At 61.8% G+C, this 19339-nt stretch carries 17 protein-coding genes and 1 pseudogene; 16 read left to right on the top strand and 2 right to left on the bottom strand.

What is annotated here, in order from left to right; genetic code table 11:
* Positions 1-72: 72 nt before the first annotated feature.
* Positions 73-981: an HAD family hydrolase gene (locus C7438_RS02535; RefSeq protein WP_121443750.1), complete on the bottom strand. Its 909-nt coding sequence runs from the start codon at positions 979-981 to the stop codon at positions 73-75.
* A gap of 282 nt (positions 982-1263) precedes the next feature.
* Here C7438_RS02535 and C7438_RS02530 point away from each other — a divergent pair, with 282 nt between their 5' ends.
* The 6 genes from C7438_RS02530 (at position 1264) to argH (ending at position 8901) form a co-directional block, all read left to right on the top strand.
* A complete protein-coding gene (locus tag C7438_RS02530) occupies positions 1264-2136 on the top strand; it encodes a phosphate/phosphite/phosphonate ABC transporter substrate-binding protein (protein ID WP_121443749.1) in 873 nt (290 codons plus the stop codon).
* Between the two features lie 156 nt (positions 2137-2292).
* Complete coding sequence (gene phnC / locus C7438_RS02525; protein WP_121443748.1) at positions 2293-3102, top strand: phosphonate ABC transporter ATP-binding protein; 810 nt, start codon at positions 2293-2295, stop codon at positions 3100-3102.
* The gene (phnE, locus tag C7438_RS02520; protein ID WP_121443747.1) at positions 3095-4708 is read left to right on the top strand and encodes a phosphonate ABC transporter, permease protein PhnE; all 1614 of its coding nucleotides are present in this window, start codon (positions 3095-3097) and stop codon (positions 4706-4708) included. Before phnC ends, phnE begins: the two co-directional genes overlap by 8 nt.
* 256 nt (positions 4709-4964) lie before the next feature.
* A complete protein-coding gene (argF, locus tag C7438_RS02515; RefSeq protein WP_121444059.1) occupies positions 4965-5888 on the top strand; it encodes an ornithine carbamoyltransferase in 924 nt (307 codons plus the stop codon).
* 184 nt (positions 5889-6072) lie between these two features.
* Positions 6073-7386, top strand: coding sequence for an argininosuccinate synthase (locus tag C7438_RS02510; protein ID WP_121443746.1), 1314 nt, complete (start codon positions 6073-6075; stop codon positions 7384-7386).
* A 30-nt stretch (positions 7387-7416) separates the two neighbouring features.
* Positions 7417-8901, top strand: a complete 1485-nt coding sequence (argH, locus tag C7438_RS02505; RefSeq protein ID WP_121443745.1) for an argininosuccinate lyase — start codon at positions 7417-7419, stop codon at positions 8899-8901.
* Between the two features lie 92 nt (positions 8902-8993).
* Here argH and C7438_RS02500 read toward each other — a convergent pair whose 3' ends face one another.
* Positions 8994-9800 carry a sulfite exporter TauE/SafE family protein gene (locus C7438_RS02500; RefSeq protein ID WP_170143502.1) on the bottom strand — a complete coding sequence of 269 codons (807 nt, stop codon included), beginning with the start codon at positions 9798-9800 and terminating at the stop codon, positions 8994-8996.
* Positions 9801-10152: 352 nt separating this feature from the next.
* Here C7438_RS02500 and C7438_RS02495 point away from each other — a divergent pair, with 352 nt between their 5' ends.
* From C7438_RS02495 to C7438_RS09215, 10 genes and pseudogenes are all read left to right on the top strand, one after another.
* Positions 10153-11133 (top strand): metal ABC transporter solute-binding protein, Zn/Mn family, encoded by a 981-nt coding sequence (locus C7438_RS02495; RefSeq protein WP_211322025.1) that lies wholly within the window; start codon positions 10153-10155, stop codon positions 11131-11133.
* A 4-nt stretch (positions 11134-11137) separates the two neighbouring features.
* Positions 11138-12001, top strand: a complete 864-nt coding sequence (locus C7438_RS02490; RefSeq protein WP_121443743.1) for a metal ABC transporter ATP-binding protein — start codon at positions 11138-11140, stop codon at positions 11999-12001.
* Positions 11998-12198, top strand: a pseudogene (locus tag C7438_RS09610) (metal ABC transporter permease); the annotation flags it as partial. The gene C7438_RS02490 and the pseudogene C7438_RS09610, both read left to right, overlap by 4 nt.
* Positions 12108-12929, top strand: a complete 822-nt coding sequence (locus tag C7438_RS09220) for a metal ABC transporter permease (RefSeq protein WP_353653308.1) — start codon at positions 12108-12110, stop codon at positions 12927-12929. The pseudogene C7438_RS09610 and the gene C7438_RS09220, both read left to right, overlap by 91 nt.
* 58 nt (positions 12930-12987) lie before the next feature.
* Positions 12988-13908, top strand: a complete 921-nt coding sequence (locus tag C7438_RS02480) for a metal ABC transporter permease (RefSeq protein WP_245956441.1) — start codon at positions 12988-12990, stop codon at positions 13906-13908.
* Between the two features lie 261 nt (positions 13909-14169).
* Complete coding sequence (locus tag C7438_RS02475; protein WP_121443741.1) at positions 14170-15159, top strand: LCP family glycopolymer transferase; 990 nt, start codon at positions 14170-14172, stop codon at positions 15157-15159.
* Positions 15160-15481: 322 nt separating this feature from the next.
* Entirely contained in the window at positions 15482-16174 is a 693-nt protein-coding gene (locus C7438_RS02470; protein ID WP_170143500.1) for a class I SAM-dependent methyltransferase, read from the top strand.
* A gap of 396 nt (positions 16175-16570) precedes the next feature.
* Positions 16571-17974 (top strand): UDP-glucose dehydrogenase family protein, encoded by a 1404-nt coding sequence (locus C7438_RS02465; protein WP_121443739.1) that lies wholly within the window; start codon positions 16571-16573, stop codon positions 17972-17974.
* Positions 17971-18906 carry a UDP-glucuronic acid decarboxylase family protein gene (locus tag C7438_RS02460; RefSeq protein ID WP_121443738.1) on the top strand — a complete coding sequence of 312 codons (936 nt, stop codon included), beginning with the start codon at positions 17971-17973 and terminating at the stop codon, positions 18904-18906. Before C7438_RS02465 ends, C7438_RS02460 begins: the two co-directional genes overlap by 4 nt.
* A 91-nt stretch (positions 18907-18997) precedes the next feature.
* The coding region (locus tag C7438_RS09215; RefSeq protein ID WP_211322024.1) for a hypothetical protein at positions 18998-19339 on the top strand (342 nt) is incomplete at its 3' end.

Here is a 19339-nt window from a genome sequence, read left to right as displayed (position 1 = left end):
CGCGGCGTTTGCGCGTTTCTTCGAAAGTCGGGGGAGCGGGGAAAGGGTCGGGCCTCCTTTCGCTTCGGTACCTCAGCCGTGCGACGCCCGATCTCCGTGAGACTCTTGTCCGCAGGCAAAGTCGAGGAAGGCCGTAAGGTGAGGTACGACGAGGTCGGCCTCGTGCCCTTCGGCGATGTTGTGCGGGTCAACGAGCACCGTGTGCATGCCCAGGCGTTTGGCAGGGACGATGTCGTTGACGAGGTTGTCGCCGATGCTCGCGGCGAGCTCCGGGGATACGGCGAAGCGCTCGAGGAGGCGCGTCATGTGCTCCGTCGTCTTTTGCGGCTTCTCCGCCCAAAAGACGAGATCGTCGAAGTACTCGAGAACGCCGATCTTTCGTAGGATGGCCCGGCTGTCTTCTTCCGGACTGTTCGTGAGGAGGGCGAGCACGCCGCCGCGCTCCTTGAACCGTTCGAAAAACCGTTGGAGGCGCGGGTTTTCCGGCAGACGGTAGGCCGGAGATTGCATGTATGCCCGCGTCGCGAGGAAGGCCTTTTCCAGAGCGGGGACGTCTACCCCGTAGTGAAGGGCGATCACGAGGGGGAGCCACCAGCCGTCTCCCACGGGGACGTAGCGTTTCTCCTGCGTCACAAAGGCGGATGCGGGAACGACGTCGTCAAGGGGGGTTCCGTCCCAGCGAAAGGCTCGGTACCTCTCGCCGCTTCCCTCCCTTCGGTAGAGGACGTCTTTGGCGTAGTCGTACACGTCGCCGAACTTCACCGGGCCGCGCCCGCTTCGCGAGCTCGCGTAGTCGCGTTCGTAAGCGGCACGGACTTCTTCGGGGAGGTACTTTCCGATTTCCCGTGCGTAGTAGTCGAAGTGCTCCGTTCCCTCGTAGAGCGTGCCGTCGAGGTCGAACACGAGAAGCCGCTTGTCCCACACGCGGAAGGGCGGTGCAAGACGGAGCGGGCGTTCCGGGGCGTCGTTCTCCCGTACCACGGTTTCCCAACCCCTTTCGCTACCGCCATTATACCGCTTCGTCGTATTCCGCCCAACCCGCGACCGCGGCCTTTTCCTCTCTTTACATCGTTTTTAGAAAACCTTTACACGGGCTTCACAAAAGGGTCTGGCTCGATCGATTTCGAATTTGGTACGATGGGTGCGGTTCGTCTGGAAAACCCGGGGACCTGCGGCCGAAAGCGCCGGCCTCTTCTCGGTGCCGGATAGGCTAGGGGTAAACCTCGGGAGAAGCGAATAGCCCTACAGGGGGGACAAAAGCGCATGAAGCGAGTCGTGGTCTTTCTCCTCGCCGCCTTCGTCGCGCTGGGACTTGCCGCCTGCGGCGGGCAGGGGAGCAGTAATAAGGTGGACAAGCTCGTGGTCGGCTTCGTACCTTCACAAGAAGCCGAAAACCTCCAGGCCAAGGCCAAGCCACTTGCCGACTTGCTCAGCCAGAAGCTGGGCGTGCCGGTAGAAGTCTTCGTAGGGACGGACTACAACGGCGTCATCGAGGCCATGGGCGCCAAGAAGGTGGACATCGGCTTTCTCAACCCCGTGGGGTACGTCGTGGCTAAGGACAAAGGGTACGCCGACGTGATCCTCATCGCCGAGCGGAAGGGGCAGAAGACCTACCGTTCGCAGTTCGTCGTCCTCAAGGATTCTCCGATTCAAAAGCTCGAAGATCTCAAAGGCAAGAAGATCGCCTGGGTCGACCCGAACTCTACGTCGGGGTACATCTATCCGGCGGCGATGCTCAAGGAAAAGGGAATCGACCCGGAAAAGGACGTTCAGGGGACGTTTGCCGGCGGCCACGACAAGGCGATCATGGCCCTCCTCCGGGGCGACGTCGACGCCGCGGTGAGCTTCGACGACGCGCGAAGCATCGTGGCCAAGTCGGATCCAAGCGTCATGGAAAAGACGCGGATCTTGGCCTACTCGCCGGACATCCCCAACGACACCATTTCCGTGCGGAGCAGCCTCCCGCAGGAGTGGAAGGACAAGATCAAGCAGGCTTTCCTGGACATCGCCAAGGACGAGCAAGGGAAAAAGGTCATCAAGGAGATCTACTCCCACGACGGCTACGCAGAAGGCAAGGACTCCGATTTCGACGTCGTGCGCTCCACGATGAAGCTCATGGACATCAAGCTGAAGTAAGCGAAGCGGGAGCAGACGCGAGGTATTCTCCGTACGTGCAGGCGCGTTCTGCGCCTGCTCTTTTTTTCGGGTATCTTGAAGTCAGGGATTTCTCTCCGGCGGAGCCGGGGAGTTTCTTTCGCGCTTTCGGGAGCTCTTGGGGAGGGAGAGAGGCTCATGGACGCTCCTTCGTCGCGCGAGCCGCTCGTCGTCTTCGACCGCGTGCGCAAGGTGTACCCTACGGGCGCCGTTGGCCTAGACGACGTGAGCGTGGCGATTTACCCCGGAGAATTCGTGGCCATCGTCGGTTTGAGCGGAGCGGGAAAGACGACGTTTCTCCGGGCCATTAACCGCTTGATCGAGATCAGCTCAGGGGAGATCTTCTTCGCCGGGCGTTCCGTGACGCGGGCGACCCCTGCGGAACTCCGGCGCATGCGCCGGGACATCGGCATGGTGTTTCAAAACTTTAACCTCGTCAAACGCCTTACGGTCCTGCAAAACGTCCTCGCGGGGCGCGTCGGGTATCACCCCACGTGGCGCGTCCTCTTGGGACTCTTCCCCAAAGAAGACGTGGCGATCGCCATGAAGGCTCTCGAGCGGGTGCACCTTGCGGACAAGGCCTACGTGCGGGCCGACCAACTCTCCGGCGGGCAACAGCAGCGCGTCGCCGTCGCCCGCGCTCTCGCCCAAGAACCGCGCCTCATCCTTGCGGACGAGCCGGTGGCGAGCCTCGACCCCGTGACCGCAGAGGTGATCATGGACGACCTCCGACGCATCAACCGCGAACTCGGAATCACCGTCCTCGTGAACCTTCACTTCGTAGACCTCGCCCGCCGCTACGCCGACCGCATCCTCGGGCTTCGGGCCGGGAAGGTCGTCTTCGACGGCCCCGTCTCGGAGGCGACAGACGAGGTGTTCGAATTCATCTACGGACGTCCGCTCACGCGCGAGGACATGCGGACCGGGGAGGTCGCCGCCCGTGGCTGATCCCGCCCGCCGTTTTCGAGGTACCCTCTCGGCTTTCCCCTTTCCCCCGGAGGAAGGTACGGCGCGCCTCAGGAACGCCGCGCTCTTCGTGGTGCTCTTCGGCCTCGCCGCATATGCCGCCGCAGACACTCAGGTTTCCGTTTCCGCCCTCGTTCAGGGGTTTCCGTACATGGGGCGGTTGTTTGTCGCCTTCTTTTCACCCGATTTTGCCGACATCGCCCGCTACGTTCCCGCCCTCGTGGAGACGATTCAGATGGCCGTTGCCGGAACGCTCATCGGATCGCTCCTCGCCCTGGGGTACGCCTTTTTGGCGGCGAGGAACTTCGTGAGCCGTCGGGGAACGCTTTGGGCGACGCGCGGATTTATGAACCTCGTGCGCACGATTCCCGACCTCCTCTTTGCCGCCCTTTTCGTCGCCGTTTTCGGCATCGGGGCCCTTTCTGGGATCCTCGCCCTCGTCTTTTTTTCCTTCGGCATCGTCGCAAAGCTCACGAGTGAGACGATTGAAGCTGCGGACATGGGCCCTGCGGAAGCTCTCTATGCCGCAGGGGCGACGCCCACGGTGACGGCGGCGTACGCCGTTCTCCCCCAGATCTTGCCCCAGTACCTCTCCTACGTCTTGTACGTGTTTGAAATCAACATTCGCGTATCCACCGTCCTCGGCCTCGTCGGCGCGGGAGGGATCGGCGTTCCCCTCAAGGCCGCCCTGAACCTCCTGCAGTACGACCGCGCCTCCGCCATCCTCCTCCTCGTCTTTGTCGCCGTCCTCCTCATCGAGTGGACGAGCCAATACCTCAGGCGTCGCCTTACGGAAGGGGAACCTCCCGCCGTCTCGTCTCGCCCGTTGGAGGTGTTGCGCCGGTTTCGTACGCCTCTTGCCTTCCTCGGCGTCGCGGCCGCCCTCGCTTGGTCGTTTTGGGGAATTGACCTCAATACGAAGGGCTTTTCCGTGGGGCTTCACATGGCGGGAAGGATCTTTTCCGGGATTTTCCACCCCGAGTGGTCGTACGTTCCGGAGCTCCTCGTAGCCCTTTGGGAGAGCGTGGAGATCGCCTATTTGGGTACGCTTCTTGCCGCCGTCCTCGCGCTCCCCTTCGGCTTTTGGGCGGCGCGGAACGTCGCACCCGCACCCCTTGCCGCGGGAACCAAGGTATTCCTTTCTGCCGTGCGCACGTTTCCCGAGCTCATGCTGGCGATCGTCTTCATGGTAGGTGTCGGTCCGGGGGCCTATGCGGGGATCCTCGCCGTCGGCGTCCACTCCGTCGGCATGCTCGCCAAGCTCTACGGAGAGGCGGTGGAAGCGATGGACATGGGCCCTGCCGAGGCGCTTCGGGCGGCGGGGGCCGACGGGCTCGGCGTTTTTCGTTGGGCCATCTTTCCCCAGGTCTTGCCGGAACTCCTCTCCTACGCGATTTATCGGTTTGAGATCAACATGCGCGCGGCCACCGTCGTCGGCGTCGTGGGCGCAGGGGGGATTGGGGCGCCGCTTCTCTTCGCCCTTCAAAGCCACGTCTGGCCGCGCGTAGGGATCATCCTTCTCGGGATCGTCGTCCTCGTCTCTTTGACGGACGCTCTGAGCGGCGCCATCCGCCGGCGCCTCGTCTGACCGAGTTCGATTCGCCCGGCAGACGGGGTTTTGACCGCTTCGTTCGGAATGGCCGGACACCAGTTTCTCCTCGACCTGCCGCTTCCCTCCCACGCGGCCGATGTGACGCCCCCACCGCCGTGCGCTAGAATGGGGGAAGAAGCACGCGGGCGTCCGTTTGAATAAATATCCGTGAACATGTATAATAAAACGAACGAGAGGAGGATCCGCGGTGCCCGGGGAAGCGGGGACGAGCTCCGTAGCCAATCCATTCTACATGCGCGACGTGCTCAAGGTTTCCGATTTCACGGCGGAAGACGTCCGCGCCCTATTGGAGGAGGCGCGGTGGATGAAGTCTCTGCGGCGCAAGGGGTACCTGCATTCCTACCTCCAGGGCCGTACGCTGGCACTCATCTTTGAAAAGCCCTCTACGCGCACGCGCGTGTCCTTCGAAGTGGCGATGCTCGAACTCGGGGGACACCCGCTCGTGCTCCGTTCGGACGAGCTCCAGCTCGGCCGCGGGGAGACCGTGGAAGATACGGCGCGCGTCCTCTCTCGTTACGTAGACGGGATTCTCCTCCGCACGCACGCCCACGAAACCCTCGAGCGGCTCGCTGCGGCAGCGGACGTCCCCGTGATCAACGGCCTGTCCGACCTCCACCATCCCACCCAGGTGTTCGCCGATCTCCTCACCCTCGTGGAACACTTCGGCCCCTTGGGCGAGCTCAAGATCGCCTACGTAGGCGATGCGCGCAACAACGTCACCCACTCGTGGATCGAAGCCGCCGCCCTCCTCGGGCTCACCTTGGTCGTCGCCTCTCCCGAAGAGTACCGTCCGGATCCCGAAATCTGGTCCTGGGCCGAAGCCCGCGCCCAGGAAAGCGGAGCCGATCTGCGGTGGACCTCCGATCCGCGTGAGGCGGTGGCCGACGCCGACGTGGTGATCACGGACACGTGGGTGAGCATGGGAACGGAGGCCGAGCGCGAAGCGCGCCTCTCTCGCCTTCGGCCCTATCAGGTAAACGAGGGGCTCTTCGCCCTTGCCCGCAAGGAGGCCGTGTTTCTTCACTGCCTGCCGGCGCACCGCGGCGAAGAGGTGACCGAGGCCGTGATCGACGGCCCGCGCTCGCTCGTCTGGGACGAAGCGGAAAACCGACTCCACGTGCACAAGGCGCTTCTGCGACTCGTCCTCGCTCCGTAGAGAGTCGCTCTGCAGGAGGTCCATGCGCGTTTCCGCGCCCGCGCCTTGCATCTGCGCGGCGTATGTGTATACTTATCCATGAATGCGCATATTTATTTGCGCCAGCGGTCCCGCCGGAGTGCTTCCGGCGGCGGTAAGGGCCGAAATGCGGGAGAACCGCAACATGAGAAGAGAGGGAAGGCCGATGCACGGAGCAGAACTTGCGGGCGGAGTGGGGAGCAGACCTTCGGGGGCGGAACGCGCGGGCGGAGAGCGTCCGCTCCTCGTCCTCGCGTACTCCGGGGGTCTCGACACTTCCGTGGCGATCAAGTGGCTAGAAGAGAAGTACGGCTTTCGCGTGGTCACCGTAACGCTCGACGTAGGCGAGGTCAAGGACCTCGAAGCCGTACGGGCCAAGGCGATCAAGGTCGGCGCGGTTCAAGCGGTGGTCAAGGACGCCCGCGCCGAATTTGCGGAGGAATACATCCTGCGCGCCCTTTGGGCGAACGCCCTGTACCAGGGCAAGTATCCCCTGGCGTCCGCCCTTTCGCGGCCGCTCATCGCGCGGGAAGTCGTGCGCGTCGCCCGTGAGGTCGGAGCCCGCGCCGTAGCCCACGGTTCCACGGGCAAGGGGAACGACCAAGTTCGGCTCGAACTGGGGATGAAGGCCCTCGCTCCCGAGCTCGAGGTGTACGCCCCGGTCCGGGAGTGGGGACTTACGCGCGACGCGGAAATCGAGTACGCCCGCGCCCACGGGATTCCCGTACCGGTGACGCAGGAAAGCCCGTACTCCATCGACCAAAACCTCTGGGGACGGGCGATCGAGGCGGGAGCTCTGGAAGACCCTTGGGCGGCTCCGCCGGAAGACGCTTTCCTTTGGACCACGGCCCCCGAAGAGGCGCCGGACATGCCGGAGGAAATCGTCCTCACCTTTGCGGAAGGGCGTCCCGTGGCCCTCAACGGCGAGACGATGGACCTCGTCACCCTCATCACTGCGCTCAACGAAATCGGGGGACGCCACGGCGTCGGCCGCATCGACATGATCGAAGACCGTCTCGTGGGGATCAAATCGCGCGAGGTTTACGAGGCGCCCGCCGCCCTCATCCTCATCGAAGCCCACCGCGCCCTGGAGGCGCTCGTCCTCCCGCGCGAAGTCCTTCACGTAAAGCCGGTGCTCGAACTCGAATGGACGCGCCTCGTGTACAACGGCCTCTGGTACTCTCCCTTGCGAGAAGCGTACGACGCCTTCTTTGCCGTCACGCAAAAGCCCGTGACGGGAGACGTGCGTATAAAGCTCTACAAGGGAAGCATCGTCGTCACGGGGCGCCGGGCTCCCAAGAGCCTCTACCGCCACGATCTCGCCACGTACCAGACGGGGGACCTCTTCGACCATCGGGCGGCGGAAGGATTCCTCAAGCTCTGGGGGCTCCCCACGGAACTCTTCCGCAGCTTGAATCCCGTCTCCGGCGGGGCATTCCGTGTGGAAGAACTTTCCTCGTCTCCCGTTTCTGAAGGGTGAACGCGGGGAACCGCAAGAGGAGGACATGGGGTGCACACGGAACACGAGGGCTCCTTTGACCCCGGGGTTTCAGGCGCCCCGGGGAAACTTTGGGGGGGTCGTTTCGCCAAGCGCACCGCAGAAGTCGTCGAGCGCTATACGGCTTCCATCCCTTTCGACGTCCGCCTCGTTTCGCAGGACATCCGCGGATCGATTGCCCACGTCCGCATGCTCGCGCGGATCGGCCTCCTCACGGAAGAAGAGGCGCGCCTTCTCGAGGAAGGGCTGAGGAAAATCGAAGACGCCGTCCGCAAAGGGGAGGTGCGTTGGACCTACGCGGACGAGGACGTACACATGTGGGTCGAACGCCTTCTCCACGAGCGCGTGGGCCCCGTGGCGGGAAAGCTCCACACGGGGCGTAGCCGCAACGACCAGGTGGCGACCGATCTCCACCTCTACGTCCGCGACGAGGTTCGCCGCGCCCGCGACATGCTTACGGACGTGCGCCGTGCCCTTCTCGAGCTCGCCGATGCCCATCGCGATGTGGTCCTCCCGGGCTACACGCACCTCCAGCGGGCGCAGCCGGTGACGCTCGCCCACCACCTCCTGGCGTACTTTTGGATGTTCTCACGGGACGCCGAACGTCTTGCGGACCTCGACCGCCGGGCGTCCTGGTCGCCCCTCGGCGCGGGGGCGCTCGCGGGGAGCCGCTTTCCCTTAGACCGTTTCTTCACCGCCGCCGAACTTGGCCTTTCGACCGTCTACCCCAACAGCCTCGACGCCGTCTCCGACCGCGACTTTGTCCTCGAATTCGTCTTTGCTCTTTCCCTCGTGGCGGTTCACCTCTCCCGTCTCGCCGAGGAGCTCATCCTCTGGTCCTCCCAAGAGTTCGCCTTTGTGGAGCTCGACGACGCCTTTGCCACGGGTTCAAGCATGATGCCGCAAAAGAAGAACCCCGACGTTCCCGAGCTTTTGCGCGGCAAGACAGGACGCGTTGTCGGCGACCTTGTCGCCCTCCTCACCGTGCTCAAGGGACTTCCCCTCGCCTACAACAAGGACCTGCAGGAGGACAAGGAAGCCCTTTTCGACGCCGTGGACACGGTGCTCGCGGGCCTCGAAGTGACCGCGCCGCTCCTTCGAAGCCTCACCTTCCGCACGGATGCGATGCGCCGTGCCGCCGACGACCCGCTCCTTTGTGCCACGGACCTCGCGGAGGTCCTGGCCTTGCGCGGGGTCCCCTTTCGCGAGGCGCACGAAGCCGTAGGCCACCTTGTCGCCTACGCGCTCGCCTCCGGAAAGTCCCTGCGCGACCTCACTCCGGAGGAACTCCTCCGCCATCACGCGGCATTTCGTCCCGAAGACCTGAAGCTTCTCTCTCCCGAAGCTTCGGTTGCGGGGCGGAAGCTCTTCGGCGGCCCCGCTGAGGAAGCCGTGGCGGAGCAGATCGCCCTCGCGCGCCGCACGCTCGAGGAAGAATCCCGCGGACGTACCGTTTCGGACGTCCTCCGCGACCTTGCGGGGAGCGGAGGGCAGTAGCCGCGGCCCAAGAGTTTCGCATACGGACGAAGCAAAGCCGAACGAAAAACCGCCCCGTGGCGTTTCGCGGGGCGGTTTTTTTGCGCGCAGGTTTACGGTCCCGGTCCGCCGATGCCGCCCGGACCCAAGAAGTACGTCCGGAGGATCATGTACACCCCGACGGCGATGACGAACCAGGCGAAGATCTTTCCCAAGAGCTTGGACGGAAGGCGGCGGGCGACGACCACGCCCACGCCGATCCCGAGGATCGTCCCGAGGGTGAGAAAGAGGAGTCCTTCGAAGTGGATCTTCCCTAAGCCGAGGAGGCGGGCGATCACGCCTTCGGCGCTGTTGAGCGTGATCACGAGGAGGCTCGTGGCGAGCGCTTCGCGCATGGGGAAGTTGAGGACGAAGAGGAGGGCGGGTACGATGAGGAACCCTCCCCCGACGCCGAAGAGCCCCGTGAGGAAGCCCACGCCCAAGGCGGCGAAAGTCGCGCGGAGGATTTCTCCCCATCCCGAAAGGCGAAAGCGAAACGGGGAGGAGTCGTCTTCCTCGGAGGAGCGCTTGCGCAAAGTGTAGATCCCGACGACCTCCATGAGGAGGCCGAAGCCGTAGAGGAGTGCGGCCGAAGGGAGGAGGGTGTTTACGTACGAACCGATCCCGACGCCTACGAATCCCAAAAGGGAAAAGAGGACGCCCACCGTCCATTGGATGCGTTGGCGCGCGGTGAGGAGGTACTGGACGACGCCGGCAAGCGCCCCGGTTCCTACGATGATCAGGCTCGTGCCCGTGGCGACGTGGGCGTCGTACCCCAGGAGGTAGATGAGGATGGGGACGGAAACGATGGAGCCTCCGGCCCCCGTAAGCCCGAGGAGGAGCCCGACGACAGCTCCGTAGAAGAGCTTGAGGAGTTCCAAAGCCGCGCCTCCTTTGCATGGGCGTATGCCTCGGTTTCGCGGCTGTACGTCCAAAGAAGTCCGTTCGTCGCCCCCCTCTGCCTATCCTACGCCTCGGGCGTTTTTCCTGTCAAAGCGACTTCCGCAGGGAGCTTTCGGGTTTTTCGAGCCGTTTCCCTTGACACGGATTGGTACAACGCCTTATGATTTCCCTAGGTAAACTTTGTTCTCCTAAACAAATAGAATTAGCCCAAAGAAATTCATCTCGGCTTCCCGCGGCCGTACGGTTCGGAGACACCGCGCGCGTGGCGAAGTCTGGGAAACGCCCGCAGACCTGCGCGTCCTTAAGGCATCGGGAAAGGAGGTAAGGGTGGTGCGTCCCAAGAAACGCCTTGCCGAGTTTTTGAGAATCGGTCTATTTGCGTTGGCCCTCATCGGGTTGGTGTTCCTTTCCGCCTGCGGGGAAAAGGGGGGCTCGCAGAAATCCGCAGACGTTCGGTCCGATCGGGACCCTTCGTCTAAGGTGCGCGTCACCACGACGACAACGATGATCACGGACCTGGTGCAGCAAATCGGAGGAGAATTCGTAGAGGTCACCGGGCTCATGGGCCCCGGTGTAGACCCGCACCTGTACAAGGCCACACAGGGCGACATGAACAAGCTCAAGGAAGCGGACGTGATCTTTTACAACGGGCTCAACCTCGAGGGCAAGATGGGCGACATCTTCGTCCGCATGTCCCGGCAAAAACCCACGTTTGCCGTGAGCGAATACATCCCCGAAGACCAACTGCGCGAGCCCGAGGAATTCGAAGGCCACTACGATCCGCACATCTGGTTCGACGTCCGCCTGTGGAAAAAGGCCGCCGAACGCGTGCGCGACGGTTTGTGCGAGGTCGATCCTGCACACTGCGAAGCCTACCGCGCCAACACCGAACGGTACCTCAAGGAACTCGACGAGCTCGATGCGTACATCCGGGCCCGAATTGCGGAGATTCCCGAAGGGCAACGCGTACTGGTCACCGCCCACGACGCCTTCGGGTACTTCGGCCGCGCCTACGGCGTGGAAGTCCGAGGACTTCAGGGGATTAGCACGGACACCGAGTATGGCCTCAAGGACATTCAGGAGCTCGTGGACTTCATCGTCGAGCGCAAGATCAAAGCGATCTTCGTCGAGTCGAGCGTTCCCCGCCGCTTCATCGAAGCGGTCGTCGAAGGCGCGAGACGGCGCGGGCACGAGGTGAAGATCGGCGGCGAACTGTACTCGGATGCCCTCGGCGAACCCGGAACTCCGGCGGGGACCTACATCGGAATGTTTCGCTACAACGTGGACACGATCGTCGAGGCGCTGAAGTGAGGAGGTGGGAGAGGTGGTTCCGACGCCGGCCCTATCCGTTCGCAAACTCGCCGTAGCGTATCCCGGACACGTCGCCTTGGAGGACGTCACCTTTGAAATCCCGCAGGGGGTACTCGCGGGAATCGTGGGACCCAACGGCGCGGGGAAGTCCACGCTTTTCAAGGCGGTTCTCGAACTCGTCCCCCGGGTATCGGGAGAAGTATACGTCTTTGGAGAACCGTACCGGGCGGCGCGCCGACGCGTGGCCTACGTCCCCCAACGGGAAGAGGTGGACTGGGACTTTCCCGTCACGGTGTGGGACGTAGTCCTCATGGGGCGGTACGGCCGGCTCGGCCTTTTCCGCCGTCCGGGCAAGGAAGACTATGCGGCAGCCGAGTCCGCCCTCGAACGCGTGGGTATGGCGGAATACCGCCGCCGACAAATCGGCGAACTTTCTGGAGGCCAGCGCCAGCGCGTCTTTCTCGCGCGCGCCCTCGCCCAAGAGGCGGACCTCTACCTCCTCGACGAACCCTTTGCCGGCGTGGACGCCGCCTCGGAGCGGGCCATCCTCGACGTGCTTCGCGAACTTCGTCGGGACGGAAAGACGATTCTCGTCGTGCACCACGACCTGCAGACGGTGCGGGAGTACTTCGAATGGGTCGTGCTCTTGAACCGGCGCGTGATCGCGGCAGGTCCGATGGATGTGGCCTTTACGCCGGAGCATCTGGCCGAGGCGTACGGCGGACGGCTCCTTTTGGTCGAAGGATCCTCCGCGGCTTTAAGGAAGGAAGGCGAGCGGCTTTCCCTTCCTTCCTCCGAGATGCCCCCTGTGCCCACAGAGACTCCGTTTGATGCGGCGATTTCCCACGTTTCGGCGGAAGGGAGGTGAGGCCCGTGCACCTCGTAGCCTACGCGCTCTCCCTCTTTGCCGATCCCAACGTGCGCTGGGTGGTGGGGGGTACGTTTTTCCTCGGATTTGCCACGGGCATCGTCGGATCCTTCGCCCTCCTCAGGCGGCAGTCGCTTTTGGGAGACGCGATGTCCCACGCCGCCCTTCCCGGCGTCGCCCTCGCCTATCTGATCTTCCTGCGGAAAGAGCCGATTGCCATTCTTTTGGGCGCGTCGATCACCGCGGGGTTGCGGCGTACCTTTCTGTACGGATTCCCCGCTGGACGCGTGTTAAGCCGGAAACGGCCCTGGCCATCGTGCTTACGACCTTTTTCGGGTTGGGGACGGTGTTTCTCACCCTCGTCGCCAAGACCCAATCCGGCGGACAGAGCGGTCTGGATTCCTTTCTCTTTGGGCAAGCCGCATCCCTCGTGGGGCGCGACGTGCAGGTGATGGGCGCGGTGGCCCTGTTCCTCGTCTTTGCGATCTTCGTTCCTTTTCCCGCCTGGAAGTTATGGGCTTTTGACCCCCTCTACGCGCGCACCCTCGGCTATCCCGTGCGGGCGATGGACTTCGCCTTTACCTTCCTCCTCACCCTCGCCGTCGCCGTAGGCCTCGAGGCGGTCGGCGTCGTGCTCATGTCCGCGCTCCTCATCACACCGCCCCTTACGGCCCGCCTCCTCGTCGATCGGCTCGAAGCGATGGTCCTCCTCGCTGGAGGCATCGGCGGCCTTTCGGGAGTCGTCGGAACCCTCCTCAGCACGCTGTACCCCCGATTTCCCACGGGACCGCTCGTCGTCCTCACCGCTTCCGCGTGGTTCGTCCTCGCCTGGTTCTTTGCGCCCAAACGCGGGCTCGTCTCCCGCGCCCTTCGCAGGCGGTACGCGTTTGCGGCACAACCCGACAAAACCGGGGGTTTCGTCTCGTGATCCCGTATAGGGTTTCACCCGAGCTGCGCGCGGCTTCCGGAGGAGGAGGTGACATTTCTTGGCCGACGCCCTTTGGGTTACTTTGGCCGCCGTCTTGGTGGCTGCCGCTTCGGGTCTTATGGGTACCTTTCTCGTCCTTCGCCGTCTGAGCATGGTGGGAGATGCGATCAGCCACACGGTTCTCCTCGGGGTGATCGCCGCCTTCCTCCTTACGAAGAGCATGGGCAACGTCGAAATGCTCCTCGGCGCCGCTCTGGCGGGGATTCTTACGGTGCTTCTCATCCGCCTTTTGGAATCCGGCGGCGTCGCGGGCGACGCGGCCATCGGCGTAACCTTTACGACGCTTTTCGCCCTCGGAGTGGTCCTCGTTTCGCACTTTGCCAAGTCCGTGCACATCGACCTTCAGCACGTCCTCTTTGGCGAGATCGCCTACGTCCCCTGGGATCGCCTCTTTTGGCGGGACGTAGACCTCGGCCCCAAGGCCGTGTGGACGATGGGCGGCGTTTTCCTCGCCGATCTCCTCTTCGTACTCGCCTTTTTTAAAGAACTTCGGGTTCTCAGCTTCGATCCCACGTTTGCGCGCCTGAGCGGAATCCCCGTGAGCGCCCTCCACTACGCGTACATGCTGCTTTTATCCCTCACGATCGTCGTCGCCTTCGACGCCGTGGGCGCAATCCTCACCGTTGCCATGCTCGTCGTGCCGCCCGCCACGGCGCACCTTCTCTTCGATCGACTAGAAGGGGTCCTTGTCGGAAGCGTGGTGTTGGGGGCCGTCGGGGGAATTCTTGGCTACCTCTTGGCGTCTCTTTGGGACGTTTCCCTTTCGGGAATGATGAGTGTTGTAGAGGGCGCCTGTTTTGCCGCCGCCGTGCTCTTTGCCCCTCGCCACGGAGTACTCGCCCGACGTCGCTTTCGGCGAGCTTCTTCGGGGCAAGACGTGCATACGGGACGAGGGCGAGACACTACGTATGCGGCGTAGACCGTTCCCTTCGGATCGCCTTTTGGTGCGGGTTGGAAAAAGGGTACGCCTTTCCTACTTGCTCCTTTTCCGTCTTGCGGTTAGACTTAAAAGGTGCATGTCCGGGGGTCATGGGAAAAGATGACACGTTCGTCTTCTAGAAAATGCCTTTAGAAATTTCCGTGCGTGTTTTTCCTTACAAGACACCAGACTTTCCCGGTGTGCCGCTGGTTGCGCGTCGGGGAACGGAGTGCAGTTCAGCTACGGGAGGGAGAGCAGTCCATGCGGTGGAAGCGGGCGTTATTTTTCGGTGGGTCGGCGGTGGCAATCCTTCTCGTGGGGGCAATCGCATACGCCGCCTATCTCTTCCACAAAGCCGCCGTGACCGCCGATTCGATTTACGAAGAGGTAAAGCGCACGGAACCGCCGAAGCGCGAGGATAAGGTCGATCTGCGCCAGCTCAAGCCGGTTTCCCTCCTCCTCCTCGGCGTCGACGAACGGCCGGAAGAAGGGGATTCCGGTCGAAGCGACGCCATGCTCTACGTGACCTTGAACCCCCAAGAAAAGTCGATGTACATCCTCTCCATCCAGCGCGACATTCGAATTCCCCTGAAGGGCGTGGGGAAGAGGAGCGGGACGCTCGACAAGATCAACCACGCCTACGCTTACGGCGGGCCTACCGGCTCCGTGGAAACGGTGGAGAACTTTTTAGGCCTGCCCGTCGACTACTACATCGCGATCAACTTTCAAGGATTTGCCGATCTCGTCGACCTCATCGGCGGGATCACGGTGGACAATCCGGTGGAGTGGACGGATCCGGGGTACTACAAACCCGGTTTCGTGTATCGCAAGGGGCCCATCCGACTGGAAAACGGTGCGATGGCGCTCGGGTACATCCGCATGCGCTACTGGGATCCCGAGGGAGACATCGGTCGAAACGCGCGGGAGCGCCAGGTCTTGCAGGCGATCCTGCAGAAGGCTTCCCGCCCCGAGATGATCCTCAAGCTCGACCAGTTCTTGAACATCGTCGGGAAAAACATGAAGACAAACCTCACGTACGAGGACATGCAGCGCCTCATCCGGGATTACCGGAGCTGCATGGACAACATCCACGAACTCGCCTTCGACCTTGAACCCCTTTGGCTGAACGGCATTTCCTACCAAAAGGTGAAGCCTGAAAGCTATGAGCGCGTGACCGCGACCTTACGCGAGCACCTGGGAATTTCCGCTCCCGCACAAGCCGACGGTACACCTCGGACGAAAACTCCCTAAGGTCGGTAGCCGCCCCTCGGTACGACGCGAGGGGCGGTTTTTTTACCCCGCGAACACGTTGGGCCCGTCGGGTCGGAGATTCGAGACAGCCGATACGTTCGGGGCACGAAATGCGGCCTTTTCCGGGGAAAACTTGCCGAGCCGGCCGGAAGGCGTTTGGGCGTTTAGGGGAATGCGTTTCATCCCATCCTGGTATATGCGACGTGTTTCGCTGGACACGGACGTGCGCGGTGCCTAAAATGGTGTCTGAGATCCGTATTGGTAATTTTCCGCTTATCTCCCTCCCATACTTCACCTTATCCCTCTCGGGAGGCTCGGTCTCGTGGACCCTTTTGAGCGCGAAGCGCGAAGGATACGCCTGGCGTATGAAGAGTACGCCCGCGATCTGACGTACGCGGGAAAGTGGTCTTTGGACAATCCCGGGAATCGCGCTATCGTGGAAGAACGAGAAAGCCTCCTCAGGCAGATGTTACGCGAACACGGATTTTGGCCGCTTACCCCATTTCGCATTTTGGACGTTGGCTGCGGAACGGGAACTACCCTCGCCCGCGTGGCTGAGTGGGGTGCCCGACCGGAAAACCTCGTGGGCATCGACCTCCTTCCCGAACGTATTGCGCAAGCGCGCAAGCGCCACCCCGACATCGCCTTTTACGTGGGCAATGCCGCAGAAGCTCCTTTTCCGCCGGAAAGTTTCGACCTCGTTTTCGTTTTTACCGTGTTCAGCTCGATCTTCGACGACCGACTCGCCCATGCCGTCGCCCGGAAGATCTGGCACGTTCTTGCCTCCGGCGGTGCAGTGGTTTGGTACGACCTCCGCTATCCGAATCCGTTCAACCGGAAGGTACGTCCCATAACGCGTTCCAAGATCCGGGAGCTTTTTCCTGAGGCGCATGCAGACCTTCGGCCCGCAACCTTGATTCCGCCGGTCGCCCGCCACTTCCCCGCCTTGTACCCGTATTTGGCACGCATTCGTCCGCTCAAGGGACACTATCTGGGAATCTTGCGCAAGCGGTGACGTACGAAATTCCATCCGCAGTGAGGACGCACGGAAACCCAGAGAAACCTCTTTCTCCGCGCACCGATCGGCGCTCTGGCGGCTTGGCGAAAAAGTAGGAATACGGACCCTTGTGATTTCGGGAGAAACTAAGGTAATGTAGACCTACACCCAAGATTTCCCGAGGAGCACCTTTCCCCGAAAGGGTGGGGAACGATACGTGCGCCCCGCCCTACGGGAAAACGAACTACGTCGAAAGTTATCGAGAATTCTTTCATATTTACATATTTTTCATAAAGAGTGCGGCGCGCGCCCCTTTACACGGAGGGAGCTAGGAAGTAAAATGGGACACGTGCGTATTGTCATACTCGCTGTGCCAGATACCCGGGGAGATTTTCTGGATCGGAGGTAAGCGTGGTGGACGTTGCCATCGTGGGGATGGGGTACGTCGGTGTCACGACCGCGGCGACGCTCGCCCACATCGGACACCGCGTGTACGGTCTCGATATTGACGTTGGGCGGATTGAGCTATTGAGCCGGGGCAAAGCCCCTTTCTACGAACCGCACCTCGACGAACTCCTCGCACGCAACCTAGAGCGCATGCACTTTACGACCGACTACGGCGAGGCGATCCCTCGGGCGGACGTCGTGTTCATCGCCGTAGGGACGCCTTCTTTGCCCGACGGCAGACCCGATCTTCGGTACGTCGAGGAGGCGGCGCGGGAGATCGGACGGCATTTGAACGCAGAACGCTTTACGCTCGTAATCAACAAGTCTACGGTTCCCATCGGCAGCGGAAATTGGGTAGAGGCCCACATCCGCCGAAGCTTTTCCGAGACGCATGGAGAGGCGAACGGCCGTTTTGCCGTGGCCTCCAATCCGGAGTTTTTACGCGAAGGGTCGGCGGTATCCGACAGCCTGTATCCCGACCGCATCGTCGTTGGCGCAGACGATCCACGGGCGAGGGAAATCCTCCGCAAGCTCTACGCTCCTTTAGTCGCCCAGGACTTTTCTCCGCCCGAAAGCGTGCCGCGACCGGAGCACGTGCAGACGGTACCTTACGTAGAAACGGACACGGCTACCGCCGAACTCGTAAAGTACGCGGCGAACGCCTTCCTCGCCCTCAAGATCAGCTTTATCAACGAAATTGCAGCGTTGGCGGAAAAAGTCGGAGCGGACATTCGCGACGTGGCCCGGGGAATCGGACTCGATCGGAGGATCGGTACGAGCTTCCTCCAGGCGGGTGTGGGTTGGGGCGGAAGCTGTTTTCCCAAGGATACCGCCGCGATTCTCGCGACAGGCGAGGAGTATGGCCTCAAGATGCCCATCGTCGCCGCGGCGCGCGAGGTGAACTTCGCCCAAAGGAAAAAGGTTGTCGAGAAACTCCTCGGAGAACTCAAGATCATCAAGGGAAAGACGATAGGGCTCTTAGGACTTTCCTTTAAGCCGAACACGGACGACCTGCGGGATGCTCCCGCCTACGACATTGCCCGCGAGCTTTTGGAAAAGGGAGCGTTCGTCCGGGCGTACGATCCCGTGGCAATCCCGCGGGCGCAACGGGAATGGAATCTCGACATCGAGTACCGCAAGAGCGTACTGGACGTCGCCCGGGGAGCAGATGCCCTCGTCCTCGTAACGGAGTGGAAGGAGTTCACGGAACTCGATTGGACGGAGGTTGCGCGGGTGATGCGCACCCCGGTCCTCATCGACGGACGGAATGCCTTACCGGGTAAGGTTGTCCAAGAGGCGGGTTTGCGCTACATTGGCTTCGGAGTTCCCGCGCATTTCCCCGCCTACGAAAGGGTGGCTGAACTTCGTTGAGAGTCCTTTTGGTCGGAGCCGCAGGGTTTATCGGAAGCCATCTTGCCGAACGCCTCCTACGCGAAGGGCACGAGGTCGTCGGCGTGGACAACTTCTCCACCGGACAGAGGAGAAACGTCCGGCGCCTCCAATCCTTTTCGGGGTTCACCTTGATCGAAGCCGACGCCAGCAAGCCTCTGAACATCGAAGGTCCGCTGGATTGGGTGATGCACTTCGCCTCGCCGGCGTCCCCGCCCCGCTACATGGAACGCCCCGTAGAGACGATCCTTATTAACGGAGAGGGGACGAGGCACCTCCTCGACCTCGCCTTGGAAAGAGGGGCAAAGTTTTTCCTCGCATCTACAAGTGAGGTGTACGGTGACCCCCTCGTCCATCCTCAGCCGGAAACCTATTGGGGGAACGTGAATCCGATCGGCCCGCGTTCCGTCTACGATGAGAGCAAGCGCTATGCGGAGACGCTTACGATGGCGTACCACAGGGCCCAGGGTCTGTCTGTGCGCATCGTGCGGATCTTCAACACGTACGGGCCGGGGATGGACCCGGAGGACGGGCGAGTGGTCTCCAACTTCATCGTTCAGGCCCTCCGGGGCGAGCCGATCACCGTATACGGCGACGGTTCGCAGACGCGCAGCTTTTGCTACGTCGACGACCTCATCGAAGGGATCCGTCGCCTCATGGACGTGGAGTACAGCTTCCCTGTGAACCTCGGAAATCCCGAGGAGCACAGCGTTCATGAGCTGGCCCAACTTATCAAGGACCTGACCGGAAGCCCTTCGCCCATCGTCTTTCGCCCGCTTCCCGAGGATGATCCCAGACAAAGACGTCCCGATATCCGGCTTGCTAAGATGCTTCTGTCTTGGGAGCCGAAAGTTCCAGTTCAAGAGGGTATTCGAAGAACTATTGCGTATTTTCGAGAAGTTGTTATGGTTTAATACTCTTGGGAGTCGTAGACGAAAAAAGAAAATTAGCATTTAAATATGGAATGCTTCTTAATTTCAATGTTTTTTGAGGAGTAGTATATATATGAGAATCGCTATTTTCGATTATAAAATTATACCAACGAATCCGATTGGCTCTTGTCACTTGCGTATGCTTGCACGGTTGTGTGAGGAACACGAATTCACCGTGTTTGCGGTTGAGTTTGAAAATCCCTGTCCGGAACGTATTCGCTTCGTGCGGATTCCCGTGCCGACACGTCCCCTTGCCCTCCTTTTCATGACATACCATCTGGTGGCCCCCTTGGCCTACCTTTGGTATCGCCTGCGTATCGGCGCACGTTTTGACCTGGTGCAGATAGTGGAAAGCAACCTTTTCTTTGGGGATGTGTCCTACGCACACTTTTGCCACCGGGCTTACCTCCGTGAT

The organism is Brockia lithotrophica, assembly GCF_003633725.1.
Taxonomy (GTDB): Bacteria; Bacillota; Bacilli; order Thermicanales; family DSM-22653; genus Brockia; species Brockia lithotrophica.
The sequence above is the reverse complement of the archived record's forward strand: the minus strand, read 5'-3'. Positions and strand labels throughout refer to the sequence as shown.

Coding starts and splice junctions, on each gene's coding strand:
- C7438_RS02530 (WP_121443749.1), top strand. CDS start 1,264: ATGAAGCGAGTCGTGGTCTTTCTCCTCGCCGCCTTCGTCGCGCTGGGA.
- phnC (WP_121443748.1), top strand. CDS start 2,293: ATGGACGCTCCTTCGTCGCGCGAGCCGCTCGTCGTCTTCGACCGCGTG.
- argF (WP_121444059.1), top strand. CDS start 4,965: ATGCGCGACGTGCTCAAGGTTTCCGATTTCACGGCGGAAGACGTCCGC.
- C7438_RS02510 (WP_121443746.1), top strand. CDS start 6,073: ATGCACGGAGCAGAACTTGCGGGCGGAGTGGGGAGCAGACCTTCGGGG.
- C7438_RS02475 (WP_121443741.1), top strand. CDS start 14,170: ATGCGGTGGAAGCGGGCGTTATTTTTCGGTGGGTCGGCGGTGGCAATC.